Below are 22490 nucleotides of genomic sequence, written 5' to 3'. Positions count from 1 at the left end.
AAATAGTGAGCGAAACACTTGGGGTGTCTGACTTTATTCCCTGTTTTTTAAATAGAAAAAAAGCAATAAAAAGGTAGTTAATAACCTAATTATTGCTTTTTAGAAGTTGGCTGATCTAAAAATATTTAATTGAATTTATAAGAACTGTGACAGTTAATCTTCCTCAATGAGTAATTCTTTTCTCAAAATTTTAATTGAATAATATCGTAATAATCATATGAATTATTCTATTTAATCATATACAGAATGAAAGAATTCTTCTAGCTCAATTGCTTTCTTTTTGTTGTCTAAAATATAGAAGATGTTAATCAATTTCTCTATCTTGTTAAAATTGATATTCATTGTTTTTCCTTCGCAAATTGGTGATAGTGTACTAAAAAATTTATAGTAAATTTGCTCATATGTATTTTTAGAATTTACTGCAAGCTTTTCTAAAGGAGATAAGAAAGTAGACAATAAATCTAATGTTTTTCTTTCAAAAGCCAAATAGCATCCATTTATTAAAAATGATGTGTAAAGTGATTGATAAACATTACTAGTATAAAATAATATCATTTTTTCCTCACTATCTTTAAAAAGAAATTTTATAGTTTCAGTTGGGAAAATAAACATTAGGTTATTAAACGTTGATAATTCAAAATAGCCCCAATTTTCTACTCTAAATAGCCTATCTTTAATATACATAATCTCTTTTTCAAATAATTTCAAGTTTAGTAAATTTTTCTCTTTGGCTAATAGGATATTGAACTGAATCAACAAAATATAGTAGTACTCATCATTTGTTTGTTTAAGTAGGAGAAGTAATTGTTCTCTAAAGGTTTCTGCTATTTTTTGTTTGGGTTTTTGATGAATAATTTCTAAAAATTTTTTTGCTGCAATTTCTTTTGTTGTAATTTTGTTGTCATGAAGGTAAAACATAAACTCTGGTAACTTCACATTCATTCTATCTAAATATTTATGGAGAGTTTCAGACGAAAGTTGTGTGTGACGGGTTTCGAATGAACTCAAAGTAGTTCTAGAAGAAATTTGCTCCGTTAAACTTGATTGAGATAGTCTACGTTCAACTCTTAATTTTTTTAATAAGTCAGCTTGATCCATACATACCTCCAAAAAAGAGACGCATTTTTGTTCATTTTATCATACCTCTATATATGCATAGTAAAATAATTTTAGAAAAAATAAAAAGGAGGAGCTATTTATGGATACATATACGTGGGAAATTGAACCACCACTATAAAAGTCAAGCAAACAATTATGAAGAAAATGGAGGAAAATATCATGTTAAAATTTTTTAGTGTAAAAAGAATGATAAAAATAGGATTGTTAGCTATTTTGTTAGCATTATTAGTACCTGTAGTAACTAATAGTGTATACGCTGAAACAGTTAAATACTCTAAAGAAACCATAGCAAATAATCCTGAAAACTTAAATAAATCTTTTAACAAGATGAAAGCAATTGCAAATAAATCACAAGTAATTACTACTCCAGTAATTACTAAAATGATAAAGAGTAAGGCGTTGAATTTCATCAAAGAAAATAAAATAGTTTTGAACGGAAAGAATGCTAACTTACTATGGAATAATTCAAAAATTTTATCTATAGAGGAAGAAAATGCAAACTATAAATCTATCTCTGTACCAATAGAAGGTGAAGAATATAGTTACTTTAGTAATTTAACAATTGTATTTGATGAAAGTGGAAACTTAACCACTTATTCTGAAACTTTGATCACCAAAAATCAATTAAATAAGTTTGTCATTACAAATTATAGTGATGGTGAAAAAGTAAATGAGTACAACACAAATATAGATTACGTAAATAATTCTACGTTAAAAGAAGCTTTAATTAGCCTTAAAAAGGGTGTGAAAGAAAATGTAAATGCTAGAGGAATTGGAGCAATAGCAGGTTGCATAGCTGCAATAGCAGGAATAAATGCTACAGTAGCATATTTGATTGCTGGAACGTGCATCGCAGCCTGCCCAGCTGTTGCCCCAATCTGTGCTGCATGTATAGCAGGTGTGTGTACAATAGGAGCCGCAGATATTGGTGGAATCATTGCTTGTTTCAAATTGTAAAAAGGAAGGAATATTTAAGTTGTGTTAGCAAAAAGAAGAAAGAGTGTTGTTTTATTATTTATTATCTTTTTAATTAGTAGCATAGTATATTTTTATGCTAATCAAAAAGAAAAAAATTTTAATCCTTTGACTAATGTAAATAATGATCAAATTCAAAAATTAATTACTAATGCTAATACTGAATATATTTATGTTGGCAGACCAACATGTGAAGAATGTCAGAATTTTCTTCCTAAATTAAAATCTGTCTTAATAAAAAAAGAACAAAAAATATTTTATTATAACATTGATAATGCACGTGAGGAAAATCAAGACAAATTAGTCCAAGAATTAAACAAATTAGACATAAAAATAGTGCCAACCATCCTTTATGTTGAAAATGGAAAAGTAAGCAAGAAATTGGAGGGGGACATCAATAAAAACAAACTAGAACAGTTTTTAACAGATGGATGAAGTTAATACTTGAGTGGAGGTGCTAGTTCTGAAGAAAATAAATAGCAAAACAACTATTTTAGTTAGCCTTGTGAATTTTTTATTAGCAATCTATTGGTTAGTTTTTCATTTCAATAACATGCATCTAGTAGATGTTTTTATCATTGGCTGGCTTATAGTAAATTTTATTTTACTTTTCAGTAGTGCTGTCAAAAAATAATAAAAATTTGGACATTAGATGTTCTACCAAAAGCGTCTTTTTAGGCGTTTTTTTCTTTTTTTTCCACAATAAAAATGGGTTCTAACATAAATTTTTCGAAGCATTTGCAATGGAAGTTTAAAAAATGAATTGTGATACAATGTGGATAAAATAAAATGGGATGGGAGAGAGTCAGATGAAAAAAGAAGAAAAAATTTCCATTTTGCAAGACCTTATTCGTATTAAATCAGTGAATGGCAATGAAGCTGAGGTAGCATCCTATTTGAAAAAACTTTTGGCTGAGCATGGAATGAAAAGCGAGATAGTTTCTTATGCTAAAGGACGAGATAATTTAGTTGCTACTTACCAAAGTGGCAATGCAGGAAAAGTTCTAGGTTTATCAGGACATATGGATGTTGTTTCTGTAGGTGATGAAGCTGCTTGGACTTATCCACCCTTTGAAGCAAAAATTGAAGGAAATCGTTTATATGGTCGTGGAGCAACAGATATGAAGAGTGGACTTGCAGCAATGGTTCTTGCGATGATCGAGTTAAAGGAAACTGGAAAACCATTTAATGGAAAAATCAAATTATTAGCTACGGTGGGTGAAGAAGTAGGGGAACTAGGTAGTGAACAATTAACCAAAGCAGGCTATGTCGACGACTTGAATGGATTGATTATTGGTGAACCAACCAATTACAATTTGCTGTATACTCATATGGGTTCAATCAATTATACTGTCGCATCTTATGGTAAAGAAGCACATAGTTCTATGCCACAAGAAGGATATAATGCAATTGATCACTTGAATGAATTCATGACAAAAGTTAATGCAGAGATGAAGTGCATTGCAGAAATAGTTGAAAATCCTGTTTTAGGTCGGACGATTCATAACGTAACAATTATTAACGGAGGGAATCAGGTTAACAGCATCCCTAGTTATGCACAGCTACAAGGAAATATTCGTTCGATTCCAGAATTTTCAAATGATAAAGTCATTGAAACGTTGCAAAAGATTGTCGATGTCTTGAACCAAGGGAATGAATATCAACTTAAGTTAACAATTGATTTCAATAAAATTCCGGTAAAAGCGAATCCCAAGTCTTCTTTGATCCATAGTATTCAAAAACAGTTTGAAGAGCCATTACCATTATTTGGTGCTGCCGGAACAACTGATGCAGCTGAGTTTACCAAAGCAAGACAGCCATTTGATTTTGTTGTATTTGGGCCAGGAGTACCAACCTTGCCACATCAAGTGAATGAGTATGTTGAAATTGATAATTATTTAGCGATGATTGATAACTACCAATCAATTATTCTTGATTATTTAGCATAACATCATTATTTTTTGTGAAGTGTGCTTTGAATTTTTACGTTGTAGAAATTTTCTAGCAGTTTGTAAAGGCTTAGAGGCTGGTTAGTGAATGACTAACGAGCCTTTTTTGTGGCGCTCAGTTCAATTTTTTTCTTGTTAATAAATAGCTGATGTTGACACTCATTAATTTCATTAAAATCGTGATACTCTTGATGTAAAAATAAAGATCATTCAATTAGACAGCGTACATATAAAATGAGAAACTTATCAAAGCATGTAGAGGTGAGTGATAGTAAATGGCAAACAATTGATTTAATACGGTAGCTAGAGAGACTGTATCTTTTTTATTTCTTAGGAGCGCTGTTTTTGCAATGCTACTTGATCTGTTGAGTTAGCTATTTTTTTGCATAGGGAGGATGTTTACTTTTTCTTAAACAAATCCAAAAAAAAGACAAGGTTTCAATCATAATTTCTTCACAATTAAGTTCTATTATAAATACATACCAACAAACAACCCTATACTTTTTCATTTTTACTCCTCAAGTAAAAATAACTCCTAAGGCCGCGGCTACCCACCGCGGTCGTTTTTTTGCTATTTTGCTAGAAAACTGGTTTCATAATGAGAGTGGTTAAAAAAACATTGACAGCGTTTTCTTTATTTGCTATATTGGGCGTATAAATAAAGAGGGTGCAACTATTAAATTAGGCACGACCTAGGAAAAGTACTTTTCTTAGGTCGTTTTTTGTTGTTTTAATAGTAGATCACATAAAATTATTCTTTAGAGAGGATCCGTGCAGCAATGAAAGTTGTAAAAAAAATCAATCATAATGTGGTGCTAATTGATGATGAAGGAATAGAGAAAGTTGCGATGGGAAAAGGAATAGGTTTTTCTACTTCTGTCAATGAACTATTTGATCCGACTGTTGCAGATAAATTTTTTACTTTAGATTCTAAAGAAAAAACGAAGATGTTTACGGAAATGGCTGCTCAGATTCCAATCGAATTTATTGAGTTTTCTGAAGAGGTGATTCAATTTATTTCAAAAAATATCTCATCTCAGCTGGATTCAAATATTTATATCGCATTGACAGATCATATTTATTTTGCAATCCAAAGACAAAAGGAAGATAGTCAAGTAACAGCTATTATGTTGCCTGAGATGAAGTTGCTTTATCCTGATGAATATGAAACAGCAAAAGAAGTCGTTGCTCTTATCAATCAACGGTATGGGACACAATTAGGTGCTAATGAAGTTGGGTTTATTACAATGCATATTATCAATGCGGAATTGGGTGAGCCCAATAGTTTTAATAGCTTGAAAATATTGGAAATGACCAAAGAAATCAGCTTGGCATTGGAAGAAATTTATGGCTATCGCTTTGATACAGACTCCTTGATCTATTCCCGGATGATGATCCATATCAAATTTTTGGCAAAACGGTTAGTTTATCAAGAAGATTCTTCAAGTAAAAATATTGGTTTTTTTAGTAATGCTTTTAAGGAAAGCGAGCCATATCGAGTCGCTTTTGCAATCAAAAAAATGATTGAAGAAAAGTTTCATTTAAACGTTCAAGAAAATGAAGTGACTTATCTCGCAATCCATTTAGCAAGAATTCAATAATTAGGGCGTAACTATCAGGTAGGCGTAACCTTTTGAAACACAAAATTTTTTGTGGTCATGAGGTTGCGTCTATTTTTAGTGAAAAAGAAAGGAAGGAAGAAATGGGAAAAGTAATAATTAATTCAGATGATTTTGGTTATAGCAATGGCGTAAATTATGGAATTGTTGATGCTCATCAGCAAGGGATTCTAACTTCAACAACTTTAATGGCAAATATGCCAGGATTTGATCACGCAGTAAAGTTGAAAAAAGAATTACCAGATTTAGGGGTTGGCGTTCATTTAACGTTGACATGTGGAGAACCACTTTTGAAAAATGTAGATAGTTTGATGGATGGAGCAAACTTCAAAAAATTAGCTTTTTATCAACGGCCTTTTGAAATAGATGGTGACCAGTTATATGAAGAATGGAATGCACAAATTCAAAAGGTTTATCACGCTGGAATCATTCCGACTCATTTAGATAGTCATCATCATACGCATACTTTTGGAATGAATCAGGAAGTTGTTGTGGCATTAGCAAAAAAATATGGGCTACCTGTTCGTGGAAACTTTGAAAAAAGAGCAGAAGTTCGCCACGTTGATTATTTTGAACCACATTTTGATGATGTTGGAGAAAGTATTGTAGAAAAACGTCAGATTAATTGTTCAGTAGAAGAGTATTTAGAAGGACTACTAGAAATTTTACGTGAAGAAAAAACTGTTGAAATCATGTGTCACACAGCTTATATTGACCAGTTGCTGTTAAATGGATCAAGTTTTATTTATCCACGAGTCAATCAAGTTGAATTTTTGATTCACTCAGCTTTTGCGAAACAAGTGAAAGAAGATGAATTGATTGAACAAATCACGTACCAAGAATTATAGATAAGGGGGAGAAAAAGTTGTCAAATTTTAAAGAAAGCGTACAAAAGCTTGGTAGAGCAATGCTATTACCGGTCGCTGCAATGCCTTTAGCTGGATTGATTATGCGTCTCTCAGCTGATGATATGTTAAATATCCCAGTAATTGGGGCTGCCGGAAATGCTGTGTTTGGAAATTTGGATATTCTATTCGCAATTGGGGTAACGATTGGATTTGCGAAAACGAAAGATAAAGGAATACCTGCACTTACAGGTTTCTTGGCAATTGCAACGTTGAAAAAAGGATTGGAAATCATGAATCCGGCAGTCAACATGGGGATATTTGGAGGGATTATTTCTGGTTTGATTGCGGCTTGGACGTATAACCGGTTTAAAGAGCAACGCTTACCAATGGTGTTTTCTTATTTTGCTGGTGAAAAATTTCCATTGACGATGATTATGATTTTTCAGACAGTCACTTCAATTGTTTTTGGTATTTTATGGCCATTTGCACAAGCGGGAATCGACAGTTTTGCACGATTATTAGTTAACATGGGTGCTTTGGGTGTTGGAATTTTCATGTTCTTGAATCGTCTACTGATTCCTTTTGGACTGCACCACGTGCTTAATACGTATGTCTATTATGATCTAGGTAGTTATACTGCGCCCAATGGCGAGGTTTTTCGAGGAGAAATGACCCGTTTTATCAATGGTGACCCACAAGCAGGCTTGTTTTTATCTGGCTTTTTTGTGGTTATGATGTTTGGGGTACCAGCGATTTGTTTAGCTATTTATCGAGCTGCGTTTAAAGAAAATAAAAAGATGGTGAAAGGGATCATGGGGAGTGGAGCAGCTACTTCTTTTATCTCGAATATCACAGAACCAGTAGAATTTAGTTTTATGTTTATTTCACCAATGCTATACGTTGTTCATGCGGTATTTGCTGGTTTGGCTGGAATGGTTTGCTACTTGTTGAATATTAGGATTGGTTTTACATTTGGTGCTTGTATCGTAGACTATCTAATCAATTTTAAGATTGCGACGAATGCGATTTTGATTCTTCCAGTTGGCCTCGTATTTTTTGGATTATACTATTTTACTTTTTATTATTTAATCAAGAAACGGGACATTCCAACTTTAGGAAGAGAAGTGGCAACGGAATATGGCGCTGAGGCAATCACTGAAGAAAATGAGTTGGTTTTAGCAAGTAAAAATTATGAATACATGGCAAAAAAAATGTTGCAAGCTTTTGGTGGTTCCGAAAATATTTCTGATGCGTTTAGTTGTAACACACGTTTAAGAGTTGAAGTGGAAAAACCAGAAATTGTTGATGAACAACGTATCAAACAGTTGGGAATTAGTGGTTTGATAAAACCAACAGAAAAAAATTATCAAGTCATTATTGGGCTAGAGGTTACGTATGTAATGGCGGAATTCAATAAATTATTAGAGCAATAGAAAGGAAGAAAAATATGACAAAAAAACAAATTATTACAATTGCTGGTGGAGGTAGCACTTATACACCAGGAATCATTCAAGCAGTATTAAATAATTCAGAACGCTTACCACTCTCAGAAATTCGGTTGTATGACATTGATGCACAAAGAAATGAGGACATGTACTTGATTATTCAGTATATGTTGGAGAAAGAAGGTTTTTCAGATGTCGTAATCTCATCAACAGAAGATCCAGAAGTAGCTTTTACTGGTTGCGACTTCATTTTCTCGCAAATTCGAGTTGGTGGTCTGAAAATGCGTGAAAAAGATGAAAAAATTCCTTTGAGTCATGGTTTGGTTGGTCAAGAAACTTGTGGTTTGGGTGGCTTTGCTTACGGGATGCGTTCAATGAGCGGGCTCTTGGAAATCGTAGGATATGTACAGAAATATGCACCTGAAGCATGGATTTTGAATTATACGAATCCTGAATCAATTGTTTCGGAGGCTGTTCGTCGACGCTATCCAAAAGCGAAAATGATTAATGCTTGTGATATGACAATCTCAATTGAAGAAACAATTGCGATCAACTATGGGTATGATCGTAAAAACTGGATTCCGACATATTATGGATTAAACCATTTTGGTTGGTACACAGCTATTTATGACAAGAAATTGAAGCGTGATGTTATGCCTGAAATCATCAAAAAGCTGAACGGTCAGGAAATGCAGGTTGCAGACTTTAATGCTGGAGATCAAACATGGCAAGAAGCATTTAGTATGATGTCTGTAATTACAAAGAACTTTCCACAAAATATTCCGAATAATTATTTAGAGTATTATTTATATCCGGATATGGTTATTGAGCATTCTGACAAAAACTATACTCGTGCTAATATGGTGATGGAAGGGCGAGAAAAAAATACCAAAGAAATGGCGAAAAAAATTCGGAATGGTGTGACCAAAGATGTTTTAAACTTTAACTTTGGTGAACATGGTCAATATATCGTTGACATGGCAACCTCTTTACTAAACGATGAGCGCCGACGTTTTATGTTGATTGTTCCGAATCAAGGTGCTATTCCTAATTTACGCCCAGACGCCGTGGTAGAAGTTCCTGCTTATGTCGGAGCAACAGGTGTGGAACCCATTTCCTTGAGAGAACCAATTTGTGATTTTCATAAAGGTATGATGGAAGCACAAGTAGCAGCAGAAAAACTATTAGTTGACGCTTATTTTGAAGGTTCCTATCAAAAAGCATTACAGGCATTTACGCTAAATCAAACAGTTCCTAATGCCAGAGTTGCGAAAAAAGTTTTGGATGAAATGATTGAAGCGAACAAAGAATACTGGCCAGAATTAGTTTAGGAGATGAAAGAATGCTTTTTTTTAAAACGAAGAAGATGTTGAAGTCTGTTGCGAACGGCTATGTTATCCCATTAGAAGAGGTTGATGATGAAGTTTTCTCTTCAAAAATGATGGGTGAAGGCTATGCCATAAAACAACATGATGGTAAGGTTTACGCACCGGTTGAAGGACGCGTGGAGAGTATTTTTCCAACGCTTCATGCACTCACGATTGCATGTAAAACAGGTGAGAAATTATTGATCCATATGGGAATAGATACTGTGGAATTAAAAGGTAAACCTTTTTCAATTCAAGTAACCAAAGACCAGAAAGTAAAGGCTGGAACATTGTTGGCTATTATCGATCTTCCACAATTAGAAAAAGCACAAAAAGAGGCTACACTTATGGTTGTTTTTCCGGGAATGACTAAGGGGAAAATTTTGAAAGAAAAACAAAAAGTTTCCTTACAAGATGAGTTGTTCCAATTTTAGAGCAAAAAGAATATCATTTATTTTTATCTCATCCGAAGTAAGAAGCATCGTGCACTGTAAGGAATTGATCCAACAAACTGAGACAAATTAAAAAAGCACCTCTTGTTGAATTCAAATAAAATGAATTTAACTAGGAGGTGTTTTTTTTGGGGGGAATCGAGTAGCTTATCTGATTTCACCTCAAAGAAACGGATATACAGATGAAACAAAATGAAATTCCTGTAAAAATGATAATGGGAGAATTAGGTATTAAGAACAAAACACAAATAGAAACGTGGCAACGGTGGCTTACTTTTGTTTTTTTAGGAATGTATTTTTATAAAAAAGTGGTATTTAAAAATATTGCAGAGTTAGAGGTATTAGAATATTTAAAAAAATCTGTCGTTATTGAATCAAGTGATCCATTTTAAAGATGGAAATAATTATTTAGTATTAAGAATGAGAATTTTATATAAACTATCGAAATTATTCAGCAAAGAGATATGCTATAATTAAGAGGTAGAAAAGTGAAAAGATGGTGGCTAATCTCTTGAAAAAGGGGTGATGCCTATGGTTCATAGCTTTATCCCTAGAAGGGAGTAGGCACGTGTCAAGTTTTGAAGCAATTCAACTGATGATCGCTTTCGCGACGTTAGTTTTGCTGATTATTGACCATAAAGACCAAAAAAAAATAACCATCTAATAACACTTTGGCGAGTAGTTAGATGGTTAAAAAATCAAAACAATAAAAGCCACCGTCTTTTTAACGGTTCTACATTGGAGCTATGTTAGAGCATAGTTCCTTTTTCTTGTCTTTAGTATATCATAATTCTTTTGAAAAATACAAATACTAGATTGCTAGGAGAAAAAAATGTCCGCTAGTATGTTTAATGATTATTTAGAAAAATGGTTGAAAGAACCTAGATTTAAAGTGATGTTTGAAGCTGAAAATGATAAATTGACTAGTGTACTTGATTCTCAAAAAGAATGGACAAAGACTCTGATTTAAGAGAAAAGGGTCGAGTAGACACTGATTATTAGATTAGGAAAAATGATAACAATATCATTAGTGATAAAGAATTTGAGAAATTGCTAAAAGATGATAGTAATAATTTTGAATTAATTGATGCAGAAAAATAATCAAAGACTAGTTAGCGTATGGAAGTGCAACTACTTTTTGATACAAAATAAAAAGAGCAACTCAATTTGATGGAACTGACCCAACAAACTGAGACAAATTAAAAAAGCACCTCTCGTTGAATTCAAATAAAATGAATTTAACTAGGAGGTGCTTTTTGGGAGAAAAATCGAGTCGCTTATCTGATTTCAGATCAAAGAAATGGCTGTACAGATGAAACAAAATGAAATTCCTGTAAAAACGATAATGGGAGAATTAGGTATTAAGAACAAAACACAAATAGAAACATGGTGGCGCTGGTATCCTAACGATGAGAATCACCGACTGGTCCAATTGGGGCCACAACCTTATTCCTCAATCATCATTGCCTTAATACCAAAACCTGCCAAAATTCGAGCAGAAGTATACGTATTCAACCCTTTTCTAAAAGTAAGAAAGACTTGTCGATCTTTAGGAATTTCATCAATTCGATCACGTAATTCGTTCATCGGAATATTTTTGGTTGCTTCGATACTACCAGATTTTGGCTTATCTGTTTCGCGGATATCTAAGAAGAAACCATTTTTTAATTCTTCTTGGGTTAATTCACTTGCTTTGATTGTTTCCACTGTATTATTCAGTTGATTGATTGCAACGTAACCAGCGATATTCAATGGATCTCTAGTAGTTGAATAAGGTGGAGAGTAGGGCAACTCAAGATCTGGTAAATCAAAGACAGTTAAGTTTCCTGTAATGGCAACAGATAATTCCCCAATTCGTTTATCGACACCATGTTCACCAACTGCCTGCCCACCCAAAATTTTACCAGTTTCTTCTTCAAAAATCAGTTTGAGATTTAGTCGAGTAGCACCTGGATAAAAATTAGCATGATCAAAAGGTGTAATGAAAATTGTTCTATAGTTAGTGATACCTGTGTCTTTTAATTGGTGTTCAGTAAGACCAACATAACTTGCAGTATAGTTAAAAATTTTTGCTACACCTGCACCAATATATCCACGATACGTAAATGGCGCACCATTTACGATATCTGCTAGTAGATGGCCTTGCCGATTTGCCGCACTTGACAACATGCTTGGTGTTGGCTGATGCGTAATAACACTAGTTGTTTCGATAATATCACCAATGGCAAAGATATCAGGAAGATTTGTTTTTAATTGATTATCAACGATAATTTGGCCATGCTCATTCATTGAAATACCAGCAGACTGAATGATTTCATTATTTGGTGCTACACCAGTGGCAAATAAAATCATGTCGGGATGCAGAAGAGCTCCATCTGATAAGTGGACTTCGCTTCCTTGTTGTCGAATTTCATTGATGTGCGTATTTAAATGAACCGTTAAGCCTTGTTCAATTAGTTTATCATAGACTAAATCGGCAATCTCATGATCGTAAGGAAAAGCAACTTGATCTAGCTGGTCGACTAAAGTCACTTCCATACCGCGATGCTTAAAGTTTTCAGCTAGTTCCAATCCCATGACTCCAGCACCTAAAACTAAAACATTTTTCGGAGCATTGTTTTGAATGAAGGATTGGATTTTGTCGGCGTCAGTCACACTACGCAAAACAAAACCATTTTCGGCTTGGTCTGCACCAGGGATTGATGGTAAAGTAGGACGAGCCCCCGCAGAAATAATTAGATAATCATAATTTGTTTGGCTGACTTGGCCAGTTGTTAAGTCATGGATGGTCAACTCTTTTTTATCTGGGTCAATCTTTGTGACTTCGTGTTTTGTAAAGACATCAATATTGTTTTTAACTTTTAAAATTTCAGGTGTCCGCTCGATCAATGAATCACGATCATCAATTACTTGTCCGAGATAATAAGGAAGTGCACAACTAGCATAGGAAATGTGTTCACCTCGTTCATAAATCACAATTTCATGTTCTTCATTTAATCGGCGTAAGCGAGTCGCAAAGGAAGGACCGCCAGCAACGCCACCAATGACTACAAATTTCATAAAAACAACTCCTTTTCTAATTTGAATAGTACTATTTTATTTGTAATCCAGCAAAGAATTGTGCCGGAAGCAAAGCAAGTAATGGAAATGAGCAAAAAGAAAAAAGCATGTGAGACGAAAAAAAGTCGCTACATGCTTTTTTGACAAGTAAATAATTGTTTTATTTTGTGGTGAAGATTTTTAATTTTTTTGTCAGCTTAATGTTGTGTGTCACAACTTTAGCTATAGTGTTCCCAAAGCAATTCCTCGAAATAATTCATAACTGTTCGAAAATATGAAAAGCTATTTTGAGTGCCCGCTGACTATCTTTTCGGAGCTAAACGTTTTGCGCCACAACCTTATTCACGGTGTTCCCAAAACAACTCCTCCATATAGCTTACATTCACTTCAAAATATGAAAAGCTATTTTGAGTGCCTGTTCGCTATCTTTTCGGAGCTAAACGTTTTGCGCCACAACCTTATTCACGGTGTTCCCAAAACAATTCCTCGATATAGTTTGCATTCACTTCAAAATATGGAAAGCTATTTTGAGTGTCTGTTCACTATCTTTTCGGAGCTAAACGTTTTGCGCCACAACCTTATTCATACTCTTCCAACTCAATACTCAAGTTTTCCCAATCAACTAGCTTTTCTTCTTGCTCAACTCGCGCATTTTCCAACTGCTGGTTCAAGTCGTTTAATTTTACATGATCGTCAAGAACATCAGGACGAACCATTTCGGCCTCTAGCTGTGCAATTGTTTCGTCCAATTGTGCCATTTCTTCTTCGACTTGCGTAATTTTTCGACTTAAACTACGCATTAATTTTTGTTGTTCTTTACTTTGATAGTAATTTGATTTGCTAGTGGGTGTTTCAACGACTTCTGTTTGTTCTTCTTTTGCCAAGAGTTCTGCAATTTCTTCTTCTTCCTGTTTCTTTTCCAAATAATAATCATAGTCGCCAAGGTACATCTTGCTACCATTTTCAGATAACTCAACAACCTTTGTTGCGATACGATTGATAAAGTAACGGTCATGAGAAACAAAGAGCAGGGTACCATCGTAATCTATCAGAGCATTTTCTAGAACTTCTTTATTATCAATGTCTAAGTGGTTTGTTGGCTCATCAAGAATTAAAAAGTTTTCTTGATTCATCGCTAGTTTGGCTAAAGCAACTCGTGCTTTTTCGCCACCACTTAATAACGGAATCGTTTTTTCAACATCTTCGCCAGAAAATAAAAAAGCTCCTAGCGCACTACGAATTTCTTTTTCCGGTAAAGTAGGATGTTCATCCCATAATTCTGCCAAAATTGTTTTATTTGTGTGTAAGTCTGCTTGTCCTTGGTCATAGTAACCAATTGTTACATTCGTTCCAAGGTGCTGATTTCCTCGAATAAAAGGCAGCTGATGAATAATTGATTTAAGCAAAGTTGACTTCCCGATTCCATTTGGTCCAACGAGAGCAATCGCTTCTTGACGACGAACATCTAAATTAATTGGTTCGGATAATACTTCACCGTCGTAGCCAATTGCAGCATCTTCCACTTGTAAGACAACATTTCCAGAAGGTTTTTCTGCGTGGAAAAGAAAATGCGCTTGCTTTTCATCCCCTTGAGGACGATCTAGGCGGTCCATTTTTTCTAGCGCTTTCCGACGGCTCTGGGCACGCTTAGTTGTTGATGCTCGCACAAGATTCCGCGCAACAAAGTCTTCCAGTTTGTGAATTTCTGTTTGTTGTTTTTCGTATGCTTTCCAATCACTTGCAAGTTGTTCCGCTTTTAGGTCAAGATATTTGGAATAATTTCCTTTGTAATGACGCATCTTTTGACGGCTAAGCTCGTATACTTCAGTGACAACTTTGTCAAGAAAATAACGGTCATGTGAGACAATTAGTAAAGCACCTGTGTAGCCTTGTAAATAATTTTCTAACCATGAAAGTGTTTCAATGTCCAGGTGGTTAGTTGGTTCATCGAGAATCAAGATGTCTGGATGTTGCAAAAGCATCCGAGCTAGTGCAAGACGGGTTCGTTGGCCACCTGATAAAGTATCGATTGTTTGTTCATAAAAAGAAGGATCAAATTTGAATCCATGCAAGACGGAACGAATTTCGTTTTCATAACCATAGCCGTTTTTGTCGGAAAATTCGTGTTGTAATCGATCATATTCTTTTAAAAAAGAGTCGTAAGCAGGTGTTTCAGGGACTCCTTCACTGATTGCAATCTCTAGTTCGCGCATGCGTTGTTCCATTTTGCGAACTTCTGCAAAAGCTTTTAGCATTTCGTTCCAGACGGTTTCATTAGAAGACAAACCGGTATCTTGCGCTAAGTAACCGAGTGTAGCTGTTTTATTTTTGGTAATCGCGCCTTCATCCGGAGCTTCTAGACCTGCAATTATTTTTAGTAATGTTGATTTCCCAGCACCATTGCGACCAACTAAGGCAATTCGTGCGCCAGTGCTGATTTCTAAATGAATATTTTGAAACAAAACGTCCGCACCAAAATGGCGGGCGACTTGGTTGGCTTGTAATAAAATCATCGAATCCTCTTTTCTACTTTGTGAATTCTTCTAGGAATAAAAAGTAATTTTCAACTTGTAGTCTACCATAAATTCATTAAGACTGCGAGATTAGCGACAATGATAAAAAGATGAATAAAGAGTAAAAATTCACAATATCCGAGCAATCAAATTGATTTTTTCCTATAGATACTGCTATGATGGGTAAATCAAAGAAAAATTAGAAACTCGTGGAGGTAAGCAAGTGAAAGATCATATAATTCCAAAGGCAACAGCAAAGCGTTTGCCCTTATATTATCGTTATTTGAGAATTTTAAATAATGCTGGAAAGAAAAAAGTTTCTTCAACTGAATTAAGTGAGGCAGTCCAAGTCGACAGTGCAACTATTCGACGTGACTTTTCTTATTTTGGAGAACTAGGAAAACGTGGCTATGGGTATGACGTGGAAGATTTAATGCACTTCTTTGCTAAAACACTAAATGATGATCAACTAACAAACGTTGCCTTGATTGGTGTCGGAAATCTTGGAAGCGCCTTGTTAAAATATAAATTCCATCAAAGTAATAGTATACGTGTTAGCTGTGCTTTTGATGTCAATGAAGAAATCGTTGGAAGAATTGTTGATGGAATCCCTGTCTATCCAATGGATGATATGATGGAACAAATCAAGATCCAACAAATCGAAGTAGCTATTTTGACTATCCCAGCTTCAAAAGCGCAAGAAGTAGTAAACCGTTTAACTGAAGCAGGAATCAAAGGGATTCTCAACTTTACCTCTGCGCGATTAAACGCGCCAGCAGATGTTTTGATTCAAAATGTTGACTTAACAAATGAATTACAGACATTGATTTATTTCTTGCATTCAGATGCAACTTTAAACACAGTGGGTGAAGAATAAGTTAAAGAAGGTTGTAAAAGAAGTGTCTAGCTCCAATAAATAAGAATAAATTTTCAGAAATTGCTTCTAAATTTTTGTGAAATTTAGGCTTATTTTGAAGGAGTTACTTCTTGAACATTGAGAAAAAGGTTGTGGCGCAAAGCGTTTAGCTTCAAGCAATAAAAAAATTTTTCTAAAAATAGTTTCGCATATTTTTATGAAAAATGACTTATTGCCGAAGAAGCTGCTTTGGGAACACCGCTTATTCATAAAAAAGAACCTATGGTAGAACTAAAAATAAAACGTTTCTCAATTTAAAACCGCCTAAAATAATCGTTTATAAAAACGAATTTTAGGCGGCTTTTCTATTTGAGCTATTCTTGTCATTATCCCTTTTTTGTGTTGAAAATTTCTTCATAGTTTAGTGCGTCAGTAGTATGGGTTATTTGAGTTAAAAGGAACTCAATTTTTTCTAAGTCAATGAAACGTGCTTGACGTGCAATCTCTTTTCCTTTGTGAAAAATCAAAATCACTGGGACAGTCAAAACTTCAAATGTGCTAGCAACCTCAGGAATTTCGTGAGCATCCAAATGCAAGGCAGGAATATCGAATGAAGTGAGCAACTTCTGTAAACGTGGTTCAATTGCATGACAGACACTACAATGAGGCATGGAAAGAAAAAGGACAACCGTGTCTTCCGTGTCGATGAGTTGTAATGCTTCTGCTAGCTGAGTTGTTTTCTTCATTCAAACGACCTCGTTTCTCTTTTTTATTTTCTGTGACTAATGTAGTTGGGAATGAGTGAATTGTCAATCAAGTTGCTTTTACAAAAAAACAAACTAAAAGATAAGAGAATAGTAAACTTTTTTTCTTAACTTGTAATTTTTTAAGGAAAAGCGTATATTATTTTGGCAAATGACGTTGTATTAGAAGGAGAGACAGTATGTTTTCTTGGATACCCAATTCGGTTTTGCAAATGAGCACGATTTTTTTATCCATCGTTATCGAAGCATTACCGTTCGTTTTATTAGGTTGCATCATTTCGGGAGCATTACAAGTTTTTTTGACGCCGGAACGTGTTCGACGTTGGCTTCCTAAAAATAAATTTTTATCTATTTTAGTTGGCTCTGGATTAGGATTCTTTTTTCCTTCATGTGAGTGTGGCATTGTGCCAATCGTCCATCAATTTGTAAAAAAAGATGTTCCAGTACCAACTGCATTTGCTTTTATGTTGACTGCACCGATTATCAATCCAGTGGTGATTTTTTCAACTTATATCGCATTTGGCAATTCTTGGAAAATGGCAGGCTGGCGTGTACTAGGTGCTTTTTTGGTTGCCCTAGTAGTAGGCATTTGGTTGGCTTATTTTCAAAAGGAATCTGTTTTGAAAGAAAAATTGATTCAAAATCACTTAAATGAACAGCAAAAACATTCACATCATCATCATGAGTTGCCGATTGAAGACCAGAAGATGAAAGAAAGAAGATTTGCCAACATCCATCGATTGGGTCAGCAAGTATGGCATGTTTTGACTCATGCGATTGATGAATTTTTTGATACAGGTCGCTATTTGATCATTGGTGGACTGATTGCGGCAGCGATGCAAACTTATTTACCAACACGAGTAATGTTGACTTTAGGATCAACTAAAATCTTAGCAATTGTCATCATGTTGTTATTAGCATTTACGATGTCGTTATGTTCTGAAGCAGATGCATTTATTGGTTCTTCCCTATTAAGTTTATTTGGGACAGCACCTGTCGTCGCTTTTTTAGTTTTTGGACCAATGGTGGATATCAAAAACTTGTTGATGATGAAGCGTTACTTTAAAAGTCAATTTATCTTTGCATTGATTTGTGTCATTGCAGTGGTTGTTATAGGTTATACATTACTCATCTAGGAGGGAAAGTGATGATCCGTTTTTTAATTTTATCAGGTTATTTTGAACTGATGATGTATTTACAAGTTTCTGGCAAGTTAGACCAGTATATCAATGTTCATTATCGGTATTTAGCAATCCTTTCGATGATTTTATCTGCAGTACTAGCATTAGTTCAACTCTATTTATGGGGAAAAAATGACCCAGAAAAAGGAACAGATGAGCATCACGATCATGACCACGGATTGACAAAACCAAGCCAGCGTTTGGTTGCTTATGTACTACTAGCTTTACCAATCATAGTAGGAACATTGTTTCCAACGGTTAGTTTGGATACCACGATTGTTGAAGCAAAAGGATTTAATTTTCCTGTTAGTAAAGAATCTGTGGGTGATCCGGAAATGCAGACGCAATATCTGAAACCTGATACAAGTATTTATTTCAATCAGTCTGATTATCAAGAACAGATGAACGAGTTAAAAGCAAAATATGGAGATAAACAAACTATTCAAATCACAGATGAAAATTATTTGGAGATTATGGAGCTGATCTATAATTATCCAAGTGAATTTATTGGGAAAACAATTAGCTATGATGGGTTTGTTTATCAGACGCCAGATAAAGAAAAACAAGATATTTTCTTATTCCGTTTTGGCATCATTCACTGTGTAGCAGACTCAGGTGTTTTTGGGTTATTGACGCAGATGCCAGAAGGAATCACGGTCAAAAATGATGAATGGTATCATGTGGAAGGTGTGATTCAGTCTGAATATTACCAGCCATTCAAGCGGGATATTCCGACCGTACATGTGACGACAGCGAAAAAAGTGACTGCGCCAAAAAATCAGTATGTCTATCGTTCTTTTTAGGGAAGGAATATGAAAGGATTATTCCACTCTAAAAAGAAAAAAACTAGAAATGACTTCTCCCATTCTTGCGTAATTTGACTTTATTTTGAAGAATTACTGCTTGAACATTATAGACAAAGTCATGGCATAAAGCGCCTAACACTAAAAAAACAAGTGTAAAGGATTAAAGCAAAAGAAAACGTCGAGCCCAGTTACGCTCGACGTTTTCTTTATTTTTTTGTCAGGAATTTCTTTTTACGTTTGCTAATCATAGATTCACGCTTTAATTTAAAGTTTCGAATATTGTGATTAAAAACCTCAGATAAAACTAGTCCTAAAGCAATTGCACCAGCAATCATAATTGCTTGTACCGCGTATGTAATCGCGTCTTGATAAGAACCAGTGACTAAATTGCGGACAGCTTGATAAGCTAGCCCCCCAGGAACCAATGGAACCATTCCAGGAATATTAAAAATTGTGACCGGCATCTTGAATTTTTTTGAAAAAACATCGCTAATAAAGGCGACTCCCAGTGAACCAAGTAAGGAGCCAAATGCAGCATTACCACCAAAGGTAATCGTGACCCAGTAGATCATCCAGCCAAGTGCGCCAGAAAAACCACACCAAGCCAATGCGCTTCGTGGCACATTTGTGATAATAGCAAACGCGGCTGTTGCTAAAAAACTAAAAGAAAATTGTATCAGTATCGTCCACATGGGTAAGCTCCTTTTCGATTAAAAAAGTTGAAAGATAAAAGCAATGGCAAAGCCAATCATAGTGGCTGTCATCATAGCTTCTGTTCCGCGAGATACACCTGAAAGGTAATGGCCAGCTAACAAATCGCGAATGGCATTGGTAATTTGAACCCCAGGTACTAACGGCATGACACAACCGATAATAATCAAATCTTGATTGATTCCGATATTTAGTCGAACACTAAGAATAGCCGCTAATCCAATAAATAAAGAAGAAAAAAATTCTGAAAGAAATTTTATTCTGAAAAATTTCAAGCTATATAAATAAATGGCGTATCCTATGCCACCAATGAGTAATGCAATGGGAAGGTCAGCTAATTCGCCACCAAATAAAACCATAATAGTTGCACTGATGATAGCTGCGCTAAAAATTTGTAACCAAACAGGAAAAAAGAAGCGCTCTTTATAAATGCCTTGTAAGGCATCGTAGAGTTCAGTCAATGTTAATTCCTTAGCTACGTATCGTCGAGATAGATCATTGACCTTTACTACTTTTTCAAGATTGATGGAACGATTGGTAATTTGTTCCATTCGAATAGTTGAAGTTCGATCAAGTCCAATAAACAATCCTGTTTGTGTGACATAACTAACTAAACGATAATTGCCAGAAGCTAGAGCAATTCGACTCATTGTATCTTCTACTCGGTACATTTCGGCGTTGCTTTCCATCATGATTTTACCTGCAAGTAAACAAGTATCAAGTAATAAATTCAATTCTTTTTCCGACATACCATCTTCTCCAATAGTTCATTTGTTGTTTTCATTCTACTACAAAAAACAGAAATGAAGTAAAAAACTGAATGAAAAAACACTTGAGCAATGAAAAAAAGAGGCGTATACTTTTTTTAGTCATGCGGGTGTAGTTTAGTGGTAAAATCCCAGCTTCCCAAGCTGATGTCGCGAGTTCGATTCTCGTCACCCGCTTTGTACAAAGGACGTGCTTTTATTGTCGTATAGACGATAACTGCACGTTCTTTTTTGATTGAAGATAAAAAGGGAGTTTCTAAAAAGGGGAACATATGTTAAAGTTTAGAAGAATTGGCAAGAAGAGGAGTAGATAGATGAGTAAGAAAACCACTAAGACTATTATGGGTGTTGTCATCGCAATTTTAGCCGGAGCTTTTGGGATTTCGACAACGCAAAATGATTCGGATATCTTTCAACAGATTACTGCAATTTTCGATTCAGCACCACAAGCAGCAAAGTTAGCAGATGTTCCTGAATACGATGGTAAGCATCAAGAAATAGAAATCAATAATAATCAGCCTGATTTTTCTCAATCAGATCTTAGTTTGGCCAACGGTGTTTGGGAAAAATATTCTGAGGTTGATCGTTTAAATCGAGTAGGTTCAGCAAATGCGATGTTAGGAAAAGAGTTATTTCCAACAGAAAAAAGAGAACCTCTTTACGTAAATCCAACTGGATGGAAGCAAAAAAAACTAACTGATGGTCAATGGTTGTACAATCGTAGTCACTTAATTGGTTTTCAGCTAACTGGTCAAAATAATAACATCAAAAATTTGATGACAGGGACTCGTTCGCTAAACACACCTTATATGTTGGCGCATGAAAATGATATTGCTGCATACATCAAAGAAACAAATCATCACGTGCGTTATCGAGTGACACCTTACTTTGAAGATAGTGAGTTAGTAGCACGCGGTGTTCAATTAGAAGCGCAAAGTATCGAAGACTCTAAGTTGAAGTTCAATGTTTTTATTTACAACGTTCAAGACGGTTACACAATCAATTACCAAACAGGTCAAGCTGTTAAGAGTAAAAAATAAGTAAAATGATGGTAAAGTACAAACTCTCCAGAATGATTTTTTGTACTTTGCCATCACTTTTTTTATTTGAAACAGAAAAACGTACATTTTATCTAAAATAACGTATAATGAACAACGAATGTTTTATTAAAGAAGCTTGTACAAATAAAAAAAGAAACAAAAAACAAATGGTAAATTTCCAATTGTTAAATGTTTTATTATTACTGAAAAAAGTACATAAGATTTATTTGTAGTTTGAGCGTTCTTCTAGTAAAATGAATGTGGATAAGGTAGAATAAATACCTTGCGGGAAAGAGGTGTAGAATCATGGGTTTTACAGATGAAACCGTACGTTTTGATTTTGATGATAATCGCAAAAAAGAAGTCGGTGAAACATTAGCAATCGTTTATCGGGCTTTGGAAGAAAAGGGCTACAATCCTATTAACCAGATTGTTGGCTATTTACTTTCTGGAGACCCGGCCTACATTCCTCGTTATCGTGACGCACGAAATTTAATCAGACGTCATGAGCGCGACGAAATTATGGAAGTAATCGTGAAAGATTATCTTTCAAATCATGGAGTGAATTTATGAGAGTAATGGGCTTAGACGTTGGCTCAAAAACAGTTGGTATCGCAGTAAGTGATCCATTCGGTTGGACTGCCCAAGGTGTAGAAATTATTCGAATTGATGAGGCAGCTGGTGAATTTGGTTTTGACCGTCTAAAAGAATTGGTCGCTGAATATGAAGTGGATCGATTTGTTGTAGGATTGCCCAAAAACATGAATAACTCAATCGGACCAAGAGCAGAAGCTTCCATGGCTTATGGAGAAAAAATCAAAGAACTATTTTCTTTACCGGTCGAATTTCAAGATGAACGGCTAACAACAGTTCAAGCTGAACGCATGTTAGTGGAACAGGCAAATACGTCACGAGCAAAAAGAAAAAAAGTAATTGATAAATTAGCCGCAGTCATGATTTTACAAAACTATCTTGACGGCTCGGGTAAACAACTATTTTAGAAAACGAAAAGAGGAAT

23 protein-coding genes and 1 tRNA gene are annotated in these 22490 nt (G+C 34.9%); 18 read left to right on the top strand and 6 right to left on the bottom strand.

Features of this window, described 5'->3' with window-relative positions:
- Positions 1-231: 231 nt before the first annotated feature.
- Entirely contained in the window at positions 232-1098 is an 867-nt protein-coding gene (locus AB3I20_RS07435; RefSeq protein WP_368027140.1) for a helix-turn-helix domain-containing protein, read from the bottom strand.
- A 180-nt stretch (positions 1099-1278) separates the two neighbouring features.
- On the opposite strand from AB3I20_RS07435, the gene AB3I20_RS07430 reads away from it, so the two are divergent.
- The 11 genes from AB3I20_RS07430 (at position 1279) to AB3I20_RS07380 (ending at position 10744) form a co-directional block, all read left to right on the top strand.
- Positions 1279-2076: a hypothetical protein gene (locus AB3I20_RS07430; RefSeq protein WP_368027139.1), complete on the top strand. Its 798-nt coding sequence runs from the start codon at positions 1279-1281 to the stop codon at positions 2074-2076.
- A 21-nt stretch (positions 2077-2097) separates the two neighbouring features.
- Positions 2098-2529 carry a thioredoxin family protein gene (locus AB3I20_RS07425; protein ID WP_067481558.1) on the top strand — a complete coding sequence of 144 codons (432 nt, stop codon included), beginning with the start codon at positions 2098-2100 and terminating at the stop codon, positions 2527-2529.
- Positions 2530-2903: 374 nt separating this feature from the next.
- A complete protein-coding gene (locus AB3I20_RS07420; protein ID WP_368027138.1) occupies positions 2904-4043 on the top strand; it encodes an ArgE/DapE family deacylase in 1140 nt (379 codons plus the stop codon).
- Positions 4044-4822: 779 nt separating this feature from the next.
- Entirely contained in the window at positions 4823-5644 is an 822-nt protein-coding gene (locus AB3I20_RS07415; RefSeq protein ID WP_067481562.1) for a PRD domain-containing protein, read from the top strand.
- A gap of 101 nt (positions 5645-5745) precedes the next feature.
- Positions 5746-6510 carry a carbohydrate deacetylase gene (locus tag AB3I20_RS07410; RefSeq protein WP_067481564.1) on the top strand — a complete coding sequence of 255 codons (765 nt, stop codon included), beginning with the start codon at positions 5746-5748 and terminating at the stop codon, positions 6508-6510.
- Positions 6511-6569: 59 nt separating this feature from the next.
- Positions 6570-7943, top strand: coding sequence for a PTS transporter subunit EIIC (locus AB3I20_RS07405; protein ID WP_284590594.1), 1374 nt, complete (start codon positions 6570-6572; stop codon positions 7941-7943).
- Positions 7944-7957: 14 nt separating this feature from the next.
- Positions 7958-9286 (top strand): maltose-6'-phosphate glucosidase, encoded by a 1329-nt coding sequence (locus AB3I20_RS07400; RefSeq protein WP_071868641.1) that lies wholly within the window; start codon positions 7958-7960, stop codon positions 9284-9286.
- 11 nt (positions 9287-9297) lie between these two features.
- Positions 9298-9756 (top strand): PTS glucose transporter subunit IIA, encoded by a 459-nt coding sequence (locus AB3I20_RS07395; RefSeq protein WP_067481570.1) that lies wholly within the window; start codon positions 9298-9300, stop codon positions 9754-9756.
- 200 nt (positions 9757-9956) lie between these two features.
- Positions 9957-10166, top strand: a complete 210-nt coding sequence (locus AB3I20_RS07390; RefSeq protein WP_311797917.1) for a hypothetical protein — start codon at positions 9957-9959, stop codon at positions 10164-10166.
- A gap of 176 nt (positions 10167-10342) precedes the next feature.
- On the top strand, positions 10343-10438 hold the full coding sequence (locus tag AB3I20_RS07385) for a putative holin-like toxin (protein ID WP_368027137.1): 96 nt from the start codon (positions 10343-10345) through the stop codon (positions 10436-10438).
- Between the two features lie 168 nt (positions 10439-10606).
- Positions 10607-10744 (top strand): hypothetical protein, encoded by a 138-nt coding sequence (locus tag AB3I20_RS07380; protein ID WP_179189240.1) that lies wholly within the window; start codon positions 10607-10609, stop codon positions 10742-10744.
- Positions 10745-11220: 476 nt separating this feature from the next.
- Here AB3I20_RS07380 and AB3I20_RS07375 read toward each other — a convergent pair whose 3' ends face one another.
- Both AB3I20_RS07375 and AB3I20_RS07370 read right to left on the bottom strand, forming a co-directional pair.
- Positions 11221-12834, bottom strand: coding sequence for an FAD-dependent oxidoreductase (locus tag AB3I20_RS07375; protein ID WP_218658102.1), 1614 nt, complete (start codon positions 12832-12834; stop codon positions 11221-11223).
- Positions 12835-13412: 578 nt separating this feature from the next.
- Positions 13413-15347, bottom strand: a complete 1935-nt coding sequence (locus tag AB3I20_RS07370) for an ABC-F family ATP-binding cassette domain-containing protein (RefSeq protein WP_067481574.1) — start codon at positions 15345-15347, stop codon at positions 13413-13415.
- Between the two features lie 223 nt (positions 15348-15570).
- On the opposite strand from AB3I20_RS07370, the gene AB3I20_RS07365 reads away from it, so the two are divergent.
- Entirely contained in the window at positions 15571-16224 is a 654-nt protein-coding gene (locus AB3I20_RS07365; RefSeq protein ID WP_071868643.1) for a redox-sensing transcriptional repressor Rex, read from the top strand.
- A 365-nt stretch (positions 16225-16589) separates the two neighbouring features.
- Here the strand turns inward: AB3I20_RS07365 and AB3I20_RS07360 are convergent, their stop codons facing one another.
- Positions 16590-16949, bottom strand: a complete 360-nt coding sequence (locus tag AB3I20_RS07360) for a thioredoxin family protein (protein WP_067481578.1) — start codon at positions 16947-16949, stop codon at positions 16590-16592.
- 197 nt (positions 16950-17146) lie between these two features.
- On the opposite strand from AB3I20_RS07360, the gene AB3I20_RS07355 reads away from it, so the two are divergent.
- Both AB3I20_RS07355 and AB3I20_RS07350 read left to right on the top strand, forming a co-directional pair.
- Entirely contained in the window at positions 17147-18103 is a 957-nt protein-coding gene (locus AB3I20_RS07355; protein ID WP_071868644.1) for a permease, read from the top strand.
- A gap of 11 nt (positions 18104-18114) precedes the next feature.
- Positions 18115-18951: a TIGR03943 family protein gene (locus AB3I20_RS07350; RefSeq protein WP_075492160.1), complete on the top strand. Its 837-nt coding sequence runs from the start codon at positions 18115-18117 to the stop codon at positions 18949-18951.
- Between the two features lie 209 nt (positions 18952-19160).
- Here the strand turns inward: AB3I20_RS07350 and AB3I20_RS07345 are convergent, their stop codons facing one another.
- Positions 19161-19646, bottom strand: a complete 486-nt coding sequence (locus tag AB3I20_RS07345) for a threonine/serine exporter family protein (protein WP_067481582.1) — start codon at positions 19644-19646, stop codon at positions 19161-19163.
- A gap of 18 nt (positions 19647-19664) precedes the next feature.
- A complete protein-coding gene (locus AB3I20_RS07340) occupies positions 19665-20414 on the bottom strand; it encodes a threonine/serine exporter family protein (protein ID WP_075492162.1) in 750 nt (249 codons plus the stop codon).
- 124 nt (positions 20415-20538) lie between these two features.
- Here AB3I20_RS07340 and AB3I20_RS07335 point away from each other — a divergent pair.
- The 4 genes from AB3I20_RS07335 to ruvX all read left to right on the top strand — a co-directional run bounded on the left by AB3I20_RS07335 (position 20539) and on the right by ruvX (position 22473).
- Positions 20539-20609: transfer RNA gene (locus AB3I20_RS07335), tRNA-Gly, on the top strand.
- 137 nt (positions 20610-20746) lie between these two features.
- A complete protein-coding gene (locus AB3I20_RS07330; RefSeq protein ID WP_071868648.1) occupies positions 20747-21472 on the top strand; it encodes a DNA/RNA non-specific endonuclease in 726 nt (241 codons plus the stop codon).
- A gap of 306 nt (positions 21473-21778) precedes the next feature.
- Entirely contained in the window at positions 21779-22045 is a 267-nt protein-coding gene (locus AB3I20_RS07325) for an IreB family regulatory phosphoprotein (protein ID WP_067481587.1), read from the top strand.
- Complete coding sequence (ruvX, locus tag AB3I20_RS07320; protein ID WP_067481589.1) at positions 22042-22473, top strand: Holliday junction resolvase RuvX; 432 nt, start codon at positions 22042-22044, stop codon at positions 22471-22473. The genes AB3I20_RS07325 and ruvX overlap by 4 nt, the downstream gene beginning before the upstream one ends.
- The last annotated feature ends 17 nt before the right edge of the window (positions 22474-22490 follow it).

It is taken from the genome of Enterococcus sp. C50, assembly GCF_040887505.1.
In the GTDB taxonomy this organism is placed as follows: Bacteria; Bacillota; Bacilli; order Lactobacillales; family Enterococcaceae; genus Enterococcus_B; species Enterococcus_B thailandicus.
Note: the sequence above shows the minus strand (reverse complement) of the source record. Positions and strands in the feature narration are given on the sequence as shown.